This window comes from Vaginisenegalia massiliensis (assembly GCF_900604935.1).
Classification (GTDB): domain Bacteria; phylum Bacillota; class Bacilli; order Lactobacillales; family Aerococcaceae; genus Vaginisenegalia; species Vaginisenegalia massiliensis.
In genome coordinates, this window is record NZ_UWPC01000007.1 from 14155 (window position 1) to 31720 (window position 17566).

At 39.9% G+C, this 17566-nt stretch carries 10 protein-coding genes and 1 riboswitch; of the genes, 1 reads left to right on the top strand and 9 read right to left on the bottom strand.

The window, feature by feature from the left end; translation table 11 throughout:
- On the top strand, positions 1 to 2982 hold the full coding sequence (locus EIH20_RS05795) for a LysM peptidoglycan-binding domain-containing protein (RefSeq protein WP_124058683.1): 2982 nt from the start codon (positions 1 to 3) through the stop codon (positions 2980 to 2982).
- 202 nt (positions 2983 to 3184) lie between these two features.
- On the opposite strand, the gene EIH20_RS05800 is transcribed toward EIH20_RS05795, so the two are convergent.
- The 9 genes from EIH20_RS05800 to EIH20_RS05840 all read right to left on the bottom strand — a co-directional run bounded on the left by EIH20_RS05800 (position 3185) and on the right by EIH20_RS05840 (position 17481).
- Positions 3185 to 6346 carry a metallophosphoesterase gene (locus tag EIH20_RS05800; protein WP_124058685.1) on the bottom strand — a complete coding sequence of 1054 codons (3162 nt, stop codon included), beginning with the start codon at positions 6344 to 6346 and terminating at the stop codon, positions 3185 to 3187.
- A 205-nt stretch (positions 6347 to 6551) separates the two neighbouring features.
- On the bottom strand, positions 6552 to 9200 hold the full coding sequence (gene cphA / locus EIH20_RS05805; RefSeq protein ID WP_206424111.1) for a cyanophycin synthetase: 2649 nt from the start codon (positions 9198 to 9200) through the stop codon (positions 6552 to 6554).
- Between the two features lie 373 nt (positions 9201 to 9573).
- Entirely contained in the window at positions 9574 to 10536 is a 963-nt protein-coding gene (gene folP / locus EIH20_RS05810; RefSeq protein ID WP_241152394.1) for a dihydropteroate synthase, read from the bottom strand.
- Between the two features lie 14 nt (positions 10537 to 10550).
- Positions 10551 to 11918: an SLC13 family permease gene (locus EIH20_RS05815; protein ID WP_241152399.1), complete on the bottom strand. Its 1368-nt coding sequence runs from the start codon at positions 11916 to 11918 to the stop codon at positions 10551 to 10553.
- A gap of 67 nt (positions 11919 to 11985) precedes the next feature.
- Positions 11986 to 12085, bottom strand: a riboswitch (THF riboswitch).
- Between the two features lie 248 nt (positions 12086 to 12333).
- Entirely contained in the window at positions 12334 to 13902 is a 1569-nt protein-coding gene (locus tag EIH20_RS05820; protein ID WP_124058689.1) for an Ig-like domain-containing protein, read from the bottom strand.
- A gap of 102 nt (positions 13903 to 14004) precedes the next feature.
- A complete protein-coding gene (locus EIH20_RS05825; protein WP_124058692.1) occupies positions 14005 to 15060 on the bottom strand; it encodes an alpha/beta fold hydrolase in 1056 nt (351 codons plus the stop codon).
- A 168-nt stretch (positions 15061 to 15228) separates the two neighbouring features.
- Positions 15229 to 15774, bottom strand: a complete 546-nt coding sequence (locus EIH20_RS05830; protein WP_124058694.1) for a DUF7010 family protein — start codon at positions 15772 to 15774, stop codon at positions 15229 to 15231.
- Positions 15775 to 16118: 344 nt separating this feature from the next.
- Positions 16119 to 16667: a TetR/AcrR family transcriptional regulator gene (locus EIH20_RS05835; protein ID WP_124058696.1), complete on the bottom strand. Its 549-nt coding sequence runs from the start codon at positions 16665 to 16667 to the stop codon at positions 16119 to 16121.
- A gap of 31 nt (positions 16668 to 16698) precedes the next feature.
- Positions 16699 to 17481, bottom strand: a complete 783-nt coding sequence (locus EIH20_RS05840; RefSeq protein WP_124058698.1) for an alpha/beta fold hydrolase — start codon at positions 17479 to 17481, stop codon at positions 16699 to 16701.
- Positions 17482 to 17566: the final 85 nt, after the last annotated feature.

Genomic DNA, 17566 nt, shown 5'->3' on the forward strand with positions numbered 1-17566 from the left:
ATGGATCGAATCGTTTTACACAAGAGCAAAGGAAAATGGATAGCTCTTTCTGTTGCAACCTTAAGCCTAATTGTAGCAACTTCCCCTCAAGTTTTTGCAGAAGAAAGCTCCATTTTAATTTCTACAATCGAATCGTCCCAAGTCACTGAAGAATTGGTTTCAAATCCATCAAGCCAAGAAATCATCACAACAGAACCTACCTTAGCTAGTGAAACAAGCACTAACCTTGCAGAAGTTGTGACTAGCGAGCAAGTTGAAACGACTGTAGCTAGCGAAACATCATCTACTACTGTTGTAGTTAAAGAAAACACAACAGAATCCCCAACAACCGAAAACACAATTACTCCAGTTAAACAAACCATTAGCCACCAATCCAAAGCTATTTCTATTGAAAATAAATCCCTCAAAGCTGCAGCCACAGTTAACCCCCAAATTTACACTGTTCAAAAGGGTGACTACCTTTATAAAATCGCTCAACAATTCGGTGTAACGATTGAGCAACTTAAACTTTGGAACAAAATGACCAATAACTTTGTCTATTCCAACACTAAAATGATTGTTTCAGATCCAGGCAAAGCTGCTACTATCCCTACCCAAGTTAGCAATGCACTTAAAGTTCATAGTGTTCAAAAAGGAGATACCCCTACTTCAATTGCCAAAAAATACGGTATCAGTGTAGAACAATTGAAGAAATGGAATGAATTAGTTTTAGCTAATACTTTCCCTGGAGACCGTTTAGTCGTTTCTGATCCTGCGAAAGTTAAACCAAACTATACACGCACTACTCCGGATTTGAACCAAGTCGTTAAATGGTTTAAAGATCACGAATCATCAACTAGCTACCAGTCATGGGGAGCACGATGGGGTAGCAAAACTTATGATTGTTCTAGTGCATTGTATGCTGCATTAATTCAAGGCGGATACCTTCCTAAAGAAACTGTTTTAGGTGATACTACCACACTTTTTGCCCAAGAAAATCATCTTTTAACACCTATCTCAAGAAACCAAATTAAATTCGGTGATATCTTCATCTCTGGATATAAAGAAAATAACAAAGGTGCTTTGGGTCACACAGGGCTGGTATTAGACTCTAACAGTATTATTCATATGACCTATGTCTCGCCTTCATTTAATGGTATCAAAACTACGCCAATCAATGGATATGCTGTTAAATTTGATCGTCCAACATTCTGGTATCGTTTAAACCCAGAATACGTTGCCAAATTAAAACAAGCGAATGTGTTCGAAAATTCATTACAAAAACCTATAATGCCTTCTGTTAAACAAAGCATTCCAACTAAACCAGCTACTCCTTCAACACCTACTAAACCAACGACACCAACAACACTTGCTGTTACACCTAAAACATATACAGTTAAAAAAGGTGACTATCTTTATAAGATTGCTCAACAATTTGGGGTTACTATTGAACAATTAAGAACTTGGAATAAGATGCCTAACAATTACGTGTACACTAACACGAAAATGATTGTTTCTGATCCTAATAAAGTCGTGGCAAATCCTGCTAAACCTTCTACACCAGCTAAACCTACAACCCCAACAACGCCTACCAAACCAACATCACCTACTGCTACACTTAAAACTTATACGGTGCAAAAAGGCGATTATCTTTACAAGATTGCTCAACAATTCGGAGTAACTATTGAACAATTAAGAACTTGGAATAAAATGCCTAACAATTACGTGTACACCAACACAAAAATGATTGTTTCTGATCCTAATAAGGTTGTAGCAAATCCTGCTAAACCTACTAAACCTGCTACTCCTACTACACCAACTAAACCAGCAACACCTGCTAAACCGTCTACTCCGGCTACACCTACCAAACCAACAACATCGACGTCTGCACCTAAAACTTATACGGTGCAAAAAGGCGGTTATCTTTACAAGATTGCTCAACAATTCGGAGTGACTATTGAACAATTAAGGGCTTGGAATAAGATGCCAAACAATTACGTGTACACCAACACGAAAATGATTGTTTCTGATCCTAATAAAGTTGTGGCAAATCCTGCTAAACCATCTACACCAACTAAACCAACAACACCTGCTAAACCTACTAAACCTGCTACTCCTACTACACCTGCCACACCTACAACTCCTGTCACTACTACCACAAATGGCTTAAAAGAATATACTGTTAACTATGATGTGAAGCTAAATGGCGTTACTGACAAAATGCTACTTGGAACTAAATTCACTGGAAGCAACTCTGCAACTACCCCAGTTACCAAACTATTTGGTCAACGTTTCAACGTTTCCAAAGAAATCGTTGATCAACAAGGTAATAAATTCCTCGAAATTAAGCAAAACGGAGCGATTATCGGATATGTTCCTAAGAAAGCAACCGTTCAAGTTCCAATTAATAAGAAAGTTGTCTATCTTGATGCAGGTCATGGTGGAACTGAAACAGGAACTGTCAATTTTGGTAAATATGAAAAAAACCTTAACTTGAACATTTCTACCCAATTAGCAATTAAACTTAGAGAGATGGGTTATATCGTTTATGAGACTCGAACCACTGATAAGACAGTTGAATTAACAACTCGTCAGTACGAACCAAATTCAATTATGCCTGATCTTTACTTAAGCATTCACCATAATGCCATGCCTGCTTCAAAGGCTGGATCCGCTGCAGGTATTGTCACTTTATTCCACGATAAATCTGAAGAAATACCGGGATATGTAGCTCCTTCTTACCTCCCACAAAGCAAATTCATCGAAGGAAGACGGTTAGCCCAAGTAGTTCAAGATAGCCTAATTAAAGCGACAGGTGCCCGTAACTTAGGTACTCGTGCTCAAAATCTACACGTAGTAAGAAATACCAATGTTCCAGCTGCATTAGTAGAATTAGGATTCCTTGATAACTGGAACGAGCACCAAAAATTAATTACTCCATCTTACCAACAAAAATTAATCCCTGGTCTACTCAATGGGATTAAACAATTTTTAGGTAATTAATTTTCTTAACCTAACTAATTATCAATCCACTTGATAATTAGTTAGGTATTTCTATATCATAAAATTTAAATAGCCGACAAAGTTCTATGACTTTGTCGGCTATTTGCATTAGATTTTTTACAGGTCAACTCTCATTAAAATCACCCATTGATGTCTCACTTTACAGGAATGAGCCCCAAAGTGCGACTCATCTTCATAAATCTTACTTGACTTCCTTGTCTTCTTTGCGATCAAGAGCTATCATTCCCAGGCCAGTCAAGATGGCTAAAGCAGCCCCACCGAAGAGGATTGTCGAAGGCTTCTCACCTGTTTTAGGCAGTTCAGCTAGAACGGTCGCTTTATTGATTGAAGCCTTAGTTTTCTTATCAGCTACAGGCACTAAAGGTTTAACTTGGTTAGGCTTTGGTAGCTTTGCGACTTGGGTTCCTTTTTCGATGACTTGGTCCACCACTTCGATTTCTTGAAGGATTGTTTCGGTCACTGAAATTACTTGACCATTCGCATCCACTACTTGAACTCGTTTAATCGTTTGTTTACCTTGGCGACCTGGAACTAAGATATTTACAATTCCTTTAGCTAATTCGGCATTGTCATGAACTAATGTTTCAAACGGAGTCGTAACTTCAATCAGTTCTTCTATTTGATGTTGTGGGCTCTGATATTGGAACACTTGAGTCATATAAGTGATTAAGTTGCCTAATTCATTACGATACTGAACTCGCACCATCACTTGATCACCCGTTTTCAATTGTTTCAAAGCTGATCCAGGAACTTCAATACCATTCACGAAATATTGAGAATTCTTCAAACGATCAGCTGGCCAATCATGAACAAAATTTAATTGACCGTCAGCATTTGTCACCCATTTAGCTTGAAGTTCTAAAAGTGGTAGGGTCTCCGTTAAACGAGTGGCATTATCCTCAACAAAGGCATTTGGATAAGTCGGGATGGCTTCACGAGTTAAGCCATCAAGAACATTAGCCACCAAAGCATTTAACGGTAATAATTTAGCTTGAACAGCTTCCATATTAACGAGTTTTTGGCTAATCAAGTTAGCCAAAGCATCACGATTTAGTCCAGCATTTTGCAAACTTTCAGCCACATTAGACCCTAAAGCAGACACCACCATCCCTTTAACAAAGTCATCCCATGGTCCTGGTGTTGGCTTATCGAATTCAAGTAATAACATTGGATTTAATGGATCTTGACCTTGTTGGTAGTCTAACTTGCTAGCAACCGATAAGAGGATGTCAGCTAAGTCAGGCGCTAAACTCTTCAACATATCGGCTACCACATTTTCCGTTTGCAAACGAGTAACAGCAGCTGTTACCCATTCAGGCTGTGTTTCATCACCTTTCAAGTGACCCATATAGGCGAAGTTCGCTAAATCAGATAAGGTTTTAGCCTGTCCTTGGCTATCCACAACCATTTGATAATCTAATAATTTGCTAGCTAATTGATTCATCCATTGATACATTTGACCCTGATCGGCTAAAACATCTTGGTCGAATTGTTTCATTAAATCTGCTAATAAGAGACTCGCATTAGCGTGGCTAATCATTAAAGGTTCATCAACAGTGAAACCCATGAGGCTAGCTTTCAAATCAAGGGCAATTTTCAAATCAGGAGTCGGTGTTTTAGTAATATCATCAGCATAAAGGGTTAATTGACCAGGACCCACTGTTTTGACAATTGGGTTAGCCTTATCGCCTAAGAGACCTGATAACATATAAACCAGGGCATCAGAAGGAGAAGCTTGGCTAGCTATGTCCGGTGAAATCAAACCTAATAAAGTTGATAATGAAAGTTGTCCGACTGAAGAAGATAAGGTTTCATTAATCATGCCGGTAACTAATTCTGGCGTAATGAGATTATGACGTCCATGATTAGCTAAACCATCCACATGAAGCGTTTGCTTATCTTTATCGGTATAAGTTATCGCTCCCACTGACTCTGACTTAATGTCCAAATCATACCAAGACGTCTTACCGTCAATCTGATTGGTTAAAAGTAAGTGACGCAAGGGGGAAGGTGTCGAAACCGTCGAACCGGTTTCAATATCATAAAGCAAGTTACCGGCAGCTGATTTATTTTGAGCGATATCTTGCGCGTGCATGTGACCGGTAAAGAGATAATGAATGCCGGCATCAGCTAATACTTCAGCAGGGGTCTTCCCATTTAAAGCTGGATTGTCACTAATAAAGGGTAGATTCCATTGTTTAATAATATAAGGAGATAATAGGGTTTCTTGTTTATAGAAATGTGGCATGAAGGCATGGTGAGCAAGAACCATCACTACGTCATTGCGATGATGTGCCTCAGCCGCCATACGAACTAACCAGGTCATTTGAGCCTCCGAAATTTGTCCGTCGGTATCTTGTACATTGTCCTGACCATTCTTAGTCGTATCAGCTGAGTATTGAGCGGTATCCAAACCGATGATGGTCAAGCCATTTTGACCGAGGTTGCTGCCCATGTCCATCCGTTTCACATAAGAATTATAACCTTGAGCATAGTACTCATGGTCTTGCATACGTGGAATCGCTTGGTTGATGCCTTCTAAATAAGCTAAGAACTCAGCTGAATCCTTGTAATATTGGAATTGATCGCCTTTAAGAACGTCTTTATATACGTCCATAAACATAGCCGGAGAAGTCTTAGTCGCTGGTACCGCTTGACCACCATTTGGCCCACCATTAAAGTTAATAGCCGCATCATTGTTAATATCATGATTTCCTGGCACTAGGAAAATTTGAACTTGTGGGTTACGTGCTTGAAAAGCTTTTAATTGGTCTGCCACATAGGTATGCGATTCGAATTCGCCATCCTTAGTTAAATCACCGGTAATGAAAAGAGCCTTACTACCATTTTTCTCTGCTAGCTCTAGAGATTTGAGGAAGGCAGCTTGGCTTTCTTCAAATAGTTTACGGTCGCTATTAACCGCCACTGTAAAAGCTTCGTTGTCCGCAATCATGTTTTCAGGCAAGACATGAATATCAGAGATGACGGTAATCGCTAACTGATTATCCACTTTCTTATCTACTGTAGGATCCAATTGTGTGGTCGGGCTGTTAACTTGGTCAATAGATACTAAATCAACAGCTTGTTCGCTAGGTTGGGCTGGTGTCACCGTTTCAGATACCAAAGTTGTGACTGTGGTCGTAACAGCTTCGTTAGTTGACGAAGTTGAAGCTTGACTTGTAGCCACACTTTCTCCTGTTGGCGTCGCAGATGCAGTAGTAGCTGGAGCATCTGCCGTTGTTGTTACTTCAGCTGCCAAACCAACTGGGTTATCAACCAAGGCTAAACCCAAGACACATCCTAAGACAAAAGCAGATTGAGTTAACAAATGACTTCTCTTCATATATCCCCCTATTAGGCTCAATTTAACTTTAGTATAAGACTTTAATATTTTATTTAAGTAAATTGAATGTATAGATTGAGCTTTCTTTTGTAAACTTTGACCGTCCTGTAAATTTTATGTAAAGAAAAAGCCTCAGTTAAATTCAAGGAAAGTGACCGAATAACGATACGCATCCTTGAATGCAACTGAGACTTTAAAATATAGATTAATGATTTGCTAGATCATCTTGATATTGAGCTTCTTCTTGCTCTAAATAGGCTTCTTTGAGTTCCAATACGGTTTGCGTCACCCAATCGATGTCGTGAGCTTGAATCACGACTAAATCACCGGCTTGAGCCATAGCTAGGGCATGGTGAGTGGCTGCTTTTTCATCGATAAATTCATCAATGACATCAGCTCCAAGACCGGCTTCTAACAAGCCTTCTTTAACAATGTCCATGGTTTCACCCAACGGACGGATACGGGAACATGGATCACACAGAACCACATGATCAAAGAATCCCGCTACCGCTTGGCCATATTCTTTGATATCTTCAGTCCGGCGGTTACCAACTCCCGAAGCCACCCGAATCTTACGTCCTGGCATGATACTACGGAAGAAGTGACCTGTTGCTCGAATGGCTGCCGGATTGTGTCCATAATCGATAACAACCTTGAAGTCTCCCACATCAATCACATTCATCCGGCCTGGCGATTGACCGATCGATGGACTGAAGCTGATTAAGCCGGCACGAATTTCTTCTTCGCTTGCTCCCATGGCATAAGTCGCTGCTACTGCGGCCAAGATATTTTCAATATTGAAGCTCGCTTGACCATCAAATGTAATTGGAAATTCTTGCACTTTACCAATAGCAACATCCCCTAGGGGTTTTTGCAAGATAACATCATGACCATTGAGCGTGACATTAAAATACCCTTTGGCTAAATTGTCGACCAAGACAGGATGCTGTGGATCTTTTGCGAAGAAAATCGGTTGACCAAAACTTTTGGCGGCCCGACTGACTACGCGAGGATCCTCGGCATTAAAGACCGCATAACCCTCTTTCTTGACTGAATTTGTGACCACCGATTTAAGGCGAGCCAGTTGATCAAGGGTATCAATTCCGCCAAAACCTAAATGATCCGATGAGACATTCAATAAGACGCCCACATCACAGTGTTTGAAACCGAGACCGCGGCGGAGTAAGCCACCACGAGCGACTTCTAAGACAGCACAATCCACGGTGTGATCAGCAAAAATAGCTTCTGCCCCTGCCGGTCCACTATAATCGCCTTGTAATATCGTGGTATTGTTAATAATCACACTGTCGGTCGTCGTATGGCCGACTGTTTTACCTTGCCTCGCTAGTATATGAGCAATGAGACGAGTCGTCGTTGTTTTTCCATTGGTCCCTGTTACGGCACAGACCGGAATTGAATGCGGCTGCCCTTCGGGAAAGAGCATGTCGACCACTGGTTGGGCAATATCACGCGCTTGACCTTGACTCGGTTGCAAATGCATGCGGAAGCCAGGGCTCGCATTCACTTCGACCACCCCTGCTCGTTGTTGGCTAAGAGGTTGATCGAGGCTTTCAGCTAAAAGATCGATTCCCATCACATTCAGGCCGATAATCCTCGCCATCCGTTCCGCCATCAATTTTATGGACGGATGAACCATGTCGGTAACATCAATAGCTGTACCACCCGAACTAATATTGGCCGTTGCCTTCAAATAAACTTTCTCATCGGGTGGCAAGACACTGTTCAGTTGGTAACCCTGGCTCGCTAATAAATTGAGTGATTCGTCATCTAAGTTTACTTGGGTTAAAAAGTTCTCATGTCCTTGACCCCGACGTGGATCTTGATTCAATTGATCGACTAAATCTGCAATGGTCGACTGGCCATCCCCAATCACCATGGCTGGACAACGCAAGGCAGCTGCTTGGAATTTATAGTTGATCACTAACAAACGGAAATCAGAGCCCATTAAATACTGTTCGATAATAACTTTCTTATAGTGTTGACCGACTTGTTTATAGGCCTGACGTAATTCGTCTTCATCTTGAATATTCAAGATAACGCCGCGCCCATGATTCCCTGACAAGGGCTTAAGGACAACAGGATAGCCTATCCGTTTGGCAATCGCTAGCGCTTCATCACAAGATCTAGCTGCTTTTCCCTGTGGCACAGGAATCCCATGTTGAGCAAGGATTTCTTTAGTCCGTTCTTTATTCCCGGCAATAGATACCCCTAAGGCAGACGTATCATCCATCATGGTAGCCTCAATCTTGCGTTGATATTTCCCATTACCTAAACGTACATAGGACCGATTATTTAAGCGAGTAGTCGGGATGCCCCGTTGATGAGCCGCATCGACAATCGATTGAGTAGATGGGCCAAGCTTTGAGTCGGTTTCGACTTTTCTGAGCTCAGCTAACAAAGGTTCAATATCCGTTACTTGCCCTTGATAGAGGCGATTAACCATCTCAACCGCCATCTGGCCTGCCCGCAAGCCCACGGCTTCATTGCGGTAGCGAAAGACCATATGATAGTGACCTTTGGGTGACATAGTATAGGTCTTGCCGAAAGTCACATCATGACCGATTAAATGTTGAAGTTCCAAAGCAATGTGCTCAGCAATATGGCCAGCCCATGTTCCTCGTTGGACCCGTTGGAAAAAGCCACCTTTGACTTTAGGTGAACAGGTATGCTCATAAAGGCTAGGCATCATGCTTTGCAAATTTGCTAATAAACTCGGAACCAGATGGCTCGGTTTATCCTCTAATTCTTGAAGATCTAGCGCCATAAAGATAATCGGTAAACGGTGGTAATAATTGGGTCCTCGCAAGGCCCGGCTTTCAACAATTTTCATCATAATGACCCATCCTCTATTCGTTTCATATCCAGAATTACCCGTCTACTCCTAGGAGCATTAGTTAAATCTATCTACAAAATTATACTATTTTTATCCGTATAGCAAGCAAAATAAAATATATAAGATTTTTAGTGTAAATTTTATGTTAATTGTATGTTAAGGTCATAAAAAAGTTGAATTCACCCTATTTATATTGTGATATAAAATTCAATCGGATATACATATTGCTAGCAATATGATTTTATTAATTGTCGGATAATACCCTTTTTGACAGTATATTTAACCAAAATTAATGGCAACAAATCAGTTGAACACCAAAAAAAGCTCAGTCGAAGACTGGGAGGGCCTTCAACCGAGCTCTAAATTGATTCAGTTATTTATAAGCTTTAAAGTTTACATCATCCATTTGACGCGAAAGTCGTACACTATCAGCAATCGCCGTCGCCATTAAATGCGGCTTGATTGTATGAACACGCAAGACTTCCACCCCTTTAATCGCTGCAAGAGAGGTCAAGAAGGCTGAACCTAAATCACGGTTAATACTTCCTTCTGGCGTCGCAAAGTCTGTCTCAAAACCAACTTCATTTAAGATATTCATAATGAACCGTTTGCGAGATACACCAAGGAAAGTAAAGTAACCCATTTGGCGAATAACATCAATTTCATTAATCAACGTTAAGTTTTCTTTCTTGGTCAAACCAAAACCAATGCCTGGATCCAACATAATCCGTTCTTTTGCGATACCGTATTGATCAGCCAAAGCTAGACTCTTAACAAAATAAGCTTTCATTAACTCCACAATATCCATGGTTTCGAATGCTGCCATCTCTTGATCGGTAAAGACACCTTGACCGCCAAAAGTTGGGAAAATCTTAGAACTTGGATGGTTTGGTCGCACAATAACCGGATTGAACATGAGGATGGCTCCCGCTTGGGTTTGGCTGACCACTTGCGCCATCTCAGGATCACCCAAGAAGCCGGTAATATCATTCACAATATCCGCCCCTGCTTCGATAGCCGCTTTAGCTACTTGACTCTTCCAAGTATCTATTGAAATCGGTACATCCACGACCTCTTTGATGGCCTTAATCGCAGGCACTACTCGGTTGATTTCTTCTTCAATCTCAACATAAGTTGATCCTGGCCGGGTGGATTCGCCGCCAATATCCAACATCGTCGCACCATCAGCCACTAACTCTTTGGCACGAGCCACGGCTTTATCCACTTGGAAAAATTGACCTCCATCTGAGAAGGAGTCAGGCGTTACATTAATAATGCCGCAAAGTATCGTCGCTTGACCACTTAATAATTCTTTCTGATTATATGTAAATTTCATCTCGTTCATCCTTTCTATAATAGACCCATTAATTTCCACCATTGGAAGTAAACACCCGCTAGTAAGACAAATGTGAGAATGGTCATGACCGTTCCTAGACGCAACATGTATCGATCAGGATAGTACTGTTTGGCTGTCCCAATCATCATAGTGGCATGGTGGAAAGGTAACAAGAAATGAATATTCACAATAATATAGGTCATCAAGGTAATAATTTGAGCATTGTAGCCGGCACTCGCCGTTAAAGGAATCAAAATAGGTAAAACAACAGACATGGTTGCAACGGACGACCCGATACAGATATGGAGCACCATCACGATAGCAGCGATGACGAGTAAGTACATAGCCGATTTGGCATCAGGAATCCATTGTTTCAAGTGGTTAAAGATAATTTCAGTCACTCCAGCTTGGCCAAGGCCTTTACCAATCGAGAAGACCGTAATTAAGAAGACAATAAAATGAGGATTGACTGACTTCAAGTCAGCTTTATCAAGAATCTTGCCTGCAAACATCACGATGACACCAAACAAAGCGGGTATCCAAGGGCGAATATGATGGATCGATTCGGTCATCCAGAAGAGAATGATGAGCCCCATCGTGGCCATAGCGACTTTGTCAGCCGTAGTCGCTTTTTTATTCTCTTGCTGACTTGTTTGTAACATTTCTGGCGTAAAATGATTGAGTTCTTTTTTAAATAGGAAATAAGTCACAGCTAGCATGACCACACAGGCGATTAAACTCGGTACAGCCATTAAACTAAACCAACGATTAAAGGTCATGACTGTTTGAACTTCTGGCCCAGCAAATTTTAAAGCTGCTTGGTTCAAGACGATATCCCCGCTACTTAAGAACATATAGGTCATGGTCACAGCCAAAAAGCCATTAAAGATCAAGAAGGATTTGGCCTGTGATTGGTTCTCGTCTTTGGCTTCGAGGATTTGACTAAAGATCGCCCCAATGATAATCACCCGAGCAAAGGCTTGGGGAATGAGGAAAACTAACAATAAGCCAAACAAATAGGGAAGCAACAATAATTTCAGCTTGGAATCAGCACTTTTACGAAAGAGCTTTTCCACATACTGATGAATAATTCCAGTCTTCATAATGCCCACCGACAGTAAGGTCGTCGTGGCAATCAGCAGAATGGTATCCGACCAGACAAAACTGAGAACATCGTAAGGTTTGGTCGAGCCAAAGATCATAAAGACGGCTAACAAGAAGAGACACGCGTATGTCTTATTGACTGCTTGAGTGGCCCAAGTCGCAACCGTAATAATCAAACTGGCAAAAACAATATTTTGGTTTAGATTCATCCCCAATGGATTCCAAACCCCAACAAAAAGAGCAATGGCTATAATAATAGCCAAAGGAACGGATTTCACTTTATTCAATATATTCACCTCCTCTAATTTTTACCTCAAAACAGGCAGATAGAGGCTTCCCCATATCACCAGCGGAAGCGACAAATAGTCGCATAAGCCCAAGGGCTTATTTCGTTTCATAACAACCTCCCATTTATGAACACTTTACGCTATTTGACTACTCTGTTTATCGATGATATTGAATAAGAGCATCCATGACCACTATAAAACGAAAGCCCTTACAGGTCAATGCGGGAAACCGTTGCCAGATTAGACTTGGATTAGAAATGAAAAAATGTTTGGATTGGATATTTTTGAAACAAAAAAATCGAATGTCTGCCCAAAAAGCTGAACCATAAATTGGCAGGTGGCTGCTTCTTGAAGGGACATTCGATTAAATGTAATACTTTGTTAAACTAACTTGATCTTAAAAAGCTTAAAACCAGAAAAACATCTTATGTTTTTTATCTTTCTTGTCTTTCTTATCTTTCTTTTCTTTTTTATCCTTTTTGCCTTTTTCAGGCTTGTGCGGACAAGGTTTCACTTCAGTTGTACTTTCTGAACTTGTGACAGGCTCTGCTGTAGTTTCTGTCGTAGTTGGTGCTTGCGTCGTTGCTTCTGTTGTTGCTTCTGTTGTTGCTTCAGTAGTAGTCGGTGCTTGCGTCGTGGTTTCTGTTGTCGCTTCAGTAGTACTTGGTGCTTGTGTCGTGGTTTCTGTTGTCTTTTCAGTTGTCGTTTCAGTTGTAGTCGCAACTTGAGTCGTTGCTTCAGTGGTGACTTCAGTTGTAGCAATTGGCGCCACTTTCACTATCACGTTATGAGATTGCGTTTGATACACGACATCCCCTTTTGGATAGACATTACGCGTCACTTGACTCCGTGTTTGAACTTCCACTTGACTGCTTTCGCTTAATGTTTCTTGAGCGATTGGTAGCGTAAAGCTTCCATCAGCTTGCACTGTCACGTTAGCTACTTCTTGACCGTCTACTAATAACACCACAGTGTCACCTGCCGTAGCTGTCCCGACAATCGATTCAGAGGTAGGCGTCACTTCTTGGCTAATTTGCGCTTGAGCTGGACGTGGAATTGGATTACTAGTCGGGCTAGTCTTAACATCGGTAAACACAAGGTTTCCTTCACGGTCATAAATATCAGCAACTAAGACATCATCTGCATAGAAGAATCCTTGGCCGTTACTCATATTTGGCGCCGGAAAATCTGCCCGCCCTAATTCATTATTTACGAGCGTCACTACGTGTCCATCCGGATACGTTACTTTAGTGGTAAAGAAAGCATCCGCGCCAATCGGAACATAGGTCGAGGTCCCCACGGGGATGAATGAAAAGCTAGGTTTAGCATAAGCCATTGTCTTTTCACTCTCTGGACGAGCAAGGCTTGGGTCGCCAGGAATGACGATTTGAATGCTGCGAGAACGTTTGAGACCATCGTAGATAAAGGCTGTGAAGACATCACCTGGATATAATTTATCGTAACTAGCGTAGATTTCAGCTACACCACGGAAAGAAACGCGTTGAGAATATGTTTTACCGGTTGGTGAAACTAACATAATCTTTTGACCCTCGGTTCCAGGGAAAACAAAGGCACCTTGTTTAGATGAATAATCCCCAAATTGACCCGTTGCTGTTGGCACTGATTTTGGTTGTTGAGGAAGTGGAAGCGTGTCTACCACATTAGTCCCCATCTTTTCAGTGGTACTAGCTTGTGTCGTTGCCTCAGTGGTCGTTTCTTGGCTAGTCACCTCAACTTCAACAGCAGTGGTTTCTTCACTAATGATTGGTTGCCCTTGATCTGATGTTGTTGGCATTTCACTAGTTAAGACTGTTGTTTCCTGACTAGTTTGGCTAGTTTCATGAAGAACAGTGGTCGATTCCTGAGCTAAAACTAAGGGACATAATAGGTTAGCTGAAAGCACAACAAGACAAGAAAGTGTAATGGCACGATTAATATTTTTTACCCGATTTAACGAAAATTGTTGATTCAACAAACTGATTCCTCCTATTCAAAATTTATTACCTAATCAGTATAAAAGAGGAATGTAAATCCGGTGTAAATTTTAAGTAAAAACAAGATTAAGCTACAAATTTATTTAGGGTTGGGGATGCCATTGGGCTAATCTTTCATTAATAATTTTGCTACTTTCAATATTGGCTTTTTCATTAGCCTTGGTCGTGCCACCTAGTTCCAAGATAGTAGGACCCGTATACAGGTAGCCATTGCCAAAGTATAGGTGGCCTGCCCCTTTGAAAACATGAACCTCTGTTTTGTCTGGTCGATGTTTTTGAATTTCACGAGCTGAAACTTCACTTTGCCACATCTTGTCTTGGTCACCAGCAAAGATTAAGAGATCAGCCTTGGACTTTTCAACTTTAATACGGGTTGCTTCCACGTTTTTTGCTTTTGTCGTAGCTTGTTCGTACCCAGGGCGGAAATCGATCGGCCGTTTGAGCATATAGTCTAACATAAGATTCATCCCCACACTCGGCGTGCTCTTTGTTGTATCAATAAATGGTAGAGCCTTTCCTTGATAGCTCCAAGAAGAGGTCATATTTTGACTAAATTGTTTAGGTAGGCCCATATTATTCCAAGCTGATGGAGCATAGAGGACCACATGATCAACTTTAGGATATAACGTTGCTAAATTCAAGCAAAGTTCAGCACCTTTGGATGTCCCGATTAGCGTTAAGTCATCCGAGTCTTTGACATGGGCCTTGGTATAGTCCAAGACTTCTTGGAAGAATTCGAGTGGCACTTCGACTAATTCGTCTTTTTGATTCTTCATACCAAAGAAGAATAAAGAGATAACCTCATAACCTTGCTTAGCTAAAGGTTCAGCTGCATAATAAGCGGGACTACCCTCCGAACCACCAAAGGTGATGACCACACCTTTATGCTTCTTAACTTTAGGAATTAAATGAAAACCATTCATATAATTGCCTTCAATATGCTTAACTTGAACACCAGGAATGTTTTGATTGTATTGCGATAAATCCGTGACAGCTTTTTGAGCACTCGCATCAAAGTCCTTGGGTTTATACTTCATATCATTATAAAAACGAACGCCGTAAATAACAGCTGTAATGACTAAAGAAATCACAATAATTCTCAATAAAATTTTTCCAATCAAAGTTAACCCTCTCTTCATATTATTTCCTCCTAAATTGATTTGATTTATCTGACAAACACATCCTAAATCTTCAATTTGAATGTAGTGTGTAGATGATGTGAGGAAGAAATATTTTTAATATAAAAAGCCGCTAAAGATTTACAATGAAAAAAATCTCCAATGTAAAATTTTAGCGATTTAATCTAGTTAGTTAGCCGATAGCCCTTTAATTTGTTTCATTTCATTTTTCAAGCATAATACAAAGATAACTTCTGTTACGGTTAAGACGGCTGCTACCACAAAGCCATTAAATAAATGTCCTAGAATGAGGGCTAGGATAGGAATAATAATGGCGAAATTCTGATAAACTTTGGATTTATACAGCCATGAATAAGGAAATAGATGCCCACCGAAGACCATAGCATGAACCATAATCATCTTTTCTGGTACAGCATTGAAAACCCACATAACAATTAATAAATAAAGGGCCTGATTGACGGTAAAAATAAAACCTAAATCGCCTAAGCCATTATCTTTTGAAAAAATATCTATACCAAATTTCTTACCAAACAGCCAGGAAAGTGGCATTAAGGTAGCTGAACACGAAAAGACCAATATATTTTTTAACATGATATCAATTGGCAAGGCGGCAACCAAAGTAATCATCAACCAAATAACGACAGAGGACATAATAAAGGGCAAGCCCTTTTTCTGTTTTAAAATAACTTCATCTCTTAAATCGTCTAAATTCACGCAGTCCATTCCTTTCAACAAAATTTATAAGATACTGTTAATATAATACAACTTTGCGTATATTTGAAGGGGCTCTCATCAGTTGTACCATATTAATTTAATAAATTGCATGGAATGCATCTAATTTTGTTAAACGAATCTTGTTTCTTATTCTACCGAAATTATTACTAAACCTGATGTGTCCAAATTATGTCCAGCCATAAAAAATTCCCTCTAAACGAAGGAATTTTATTTCTTTATTCTAGGATTTTTCCTTTGTAAATATAAAGTCAATTATCCTCATAATTTCGCGCCAAGAATTCGAGGGGGTTATTCGACCGTTACTGGCATTTTAAAAATTTTAACTATTTAGTTAGAAAATCAATCACTTCTATCAGTTTTTTTGTGAATTCTTTTTCACTACCACCTTGTATTCTTCTCCCAAGCTCTTGACTGAGTGTAGCTAGGAACAGGTCTGTCTTAACGTGAGCGTTTTGATCCTTATTTCCTTCAAAAATTGAAAACACAATTGAATGATATTTCTGAAAGTATTGCTTTTGAAGTGCTTGGTAATCTTTAGTTAATATTGTTCCACGTTGAATTAAAAAGAGATTGAGAAAGTATTTTCTTTCTAATTCTTGTTCAGTAGCCTTGATGAAGGACTTTAACTTAGTTTGAGTATCTCCTTCTTCAGGATACGAAGCCTCATTCTCATTCATTGATTTTTCAAGATATGCAATTAATATCTCATCTTTAGTTCTAAAATACTCATACACAGAGGATCTAGCAATATTACAACTATTACCGATATCTTTAAAAGTTGTCTTCTCAATTCCTTTATCAATAAAAAGTTGCATCGCCTTTTCCATTATTTCATTTTTTCTGTCTTCCGGATTCATCCGATTCTTACCCATTCAATCCTCCTAAAATTTATGAATTTACCCCTTACCAGCCCAAAACTTCTTTTAAAAAATTCTCAATATGTGCATTATAAATATCAGCTTGGCACAAATTCGATGGATCAAATGAATTTTTGATGACAAAGTGTCTTTCATTAGCAAGGCAGGCTACAATGGTTTCCATCATGTCAACAAGCTTATTGCTATAATCGCCTGCCATACATAGAACAGGAATGCTTATCCCTTTTAATGACTTTTGATAATCAAGCTTCATTATAGCCTTCCTTTGTAGAATTGCCTCCGCACCTCGGAAATCTGAAAATAGTTTATTAAAATATTCCGCAGCTTTGGGCCAACGTTTATAAATTGGTCGTGTACTCATTTGCATAAACCACTTAGAACTACTCAATGGCAAAGTCAATTTAACAAGTGCATTTAAGAATGGTGAGGTTTCTGTTGTACAAAACGTATCATCTAATATCGCTGCCTCAAAAATTTCTGGATAGTAAGTCATCAAATGTATGGTCATGACGCCTCCATAAGAAACGCCACTAATAACGACTTTACTAACTCCCAAGTGTGCCAATAATTCAAGGATATCCTTTGCTTGTAAATTTAGGACTTCTTCAGGTTTGCATTCCAATTTATCACTTTTCCCATTTCCTCTTAAATCGGGAACAATAACTTGATATTTTTTAGAGAAATAATCAACTTGTGGTTGAAACATTGATGACTCTGCACCTAGTCCATGAAGAAATAGTAACGGTCTCCCGTTCCCTTTAATCTTATATGATATTTGACTTCCATCGGATAATCTAAATGTTTCCATATTTTTTACTCCTTTTAGGTACTTTTACCCTTACCGACATTTTGTCGGCAACAGAATTGTAGTCCTTCTATATTACTATGTCAAC

Bases quoted from the DNA above. Each gene is read 5' to 3' on its own strand.
- EIH20_RS05835 (WP_124058696.1), bottom strand. From the start codon at position 16,667: ATGGGTAAGAATCGGATGAATCCGGAAGACAGAAAAAATGAAATAATG.
- EIH20_RS05800 (WP_124058685.1), bottom strand. From the start codon at position 6,346: ATGAAGAGAAGTCATTTGTTAACTCAATCTGCTTTTGTCTTAGGATGT.
- EIH20_RS05840 (WP_124058698.1), bottom strand. From the start codon at position 17,481: ATGGAAACATTTAGATTATCCGATGGAAGTCAAATATCATATAAGATT.
- cphA (WP_206424111.1), bottom strand. From the start codon at position 9,200: ATGATGAAAATTGTTGAAAGCCGGGCCTTGCGAGGACCCAATTATTAC.
- folP (WP_241152394.1), bottom strand. From the start codon at position 10,536: ATGAAATTTACATATAATCAGAAAGAATTATTAAGTGGTCAAGCGACG.
- EIH20_RS05825 (WP_124058692.1), bottom strand. From the start codon at position 15,060: ATGAAGAGAGGGTTAACTTTGATTGGAAAAATTTTATTGAGAATTATT.
- EIH20_RS05795 (WP_124058683.1), top strand. From the start codon at position 1: ATGGATCGAATCGTTTTACACAAGAGCAAAGGAAAATGGATAGCTCTT.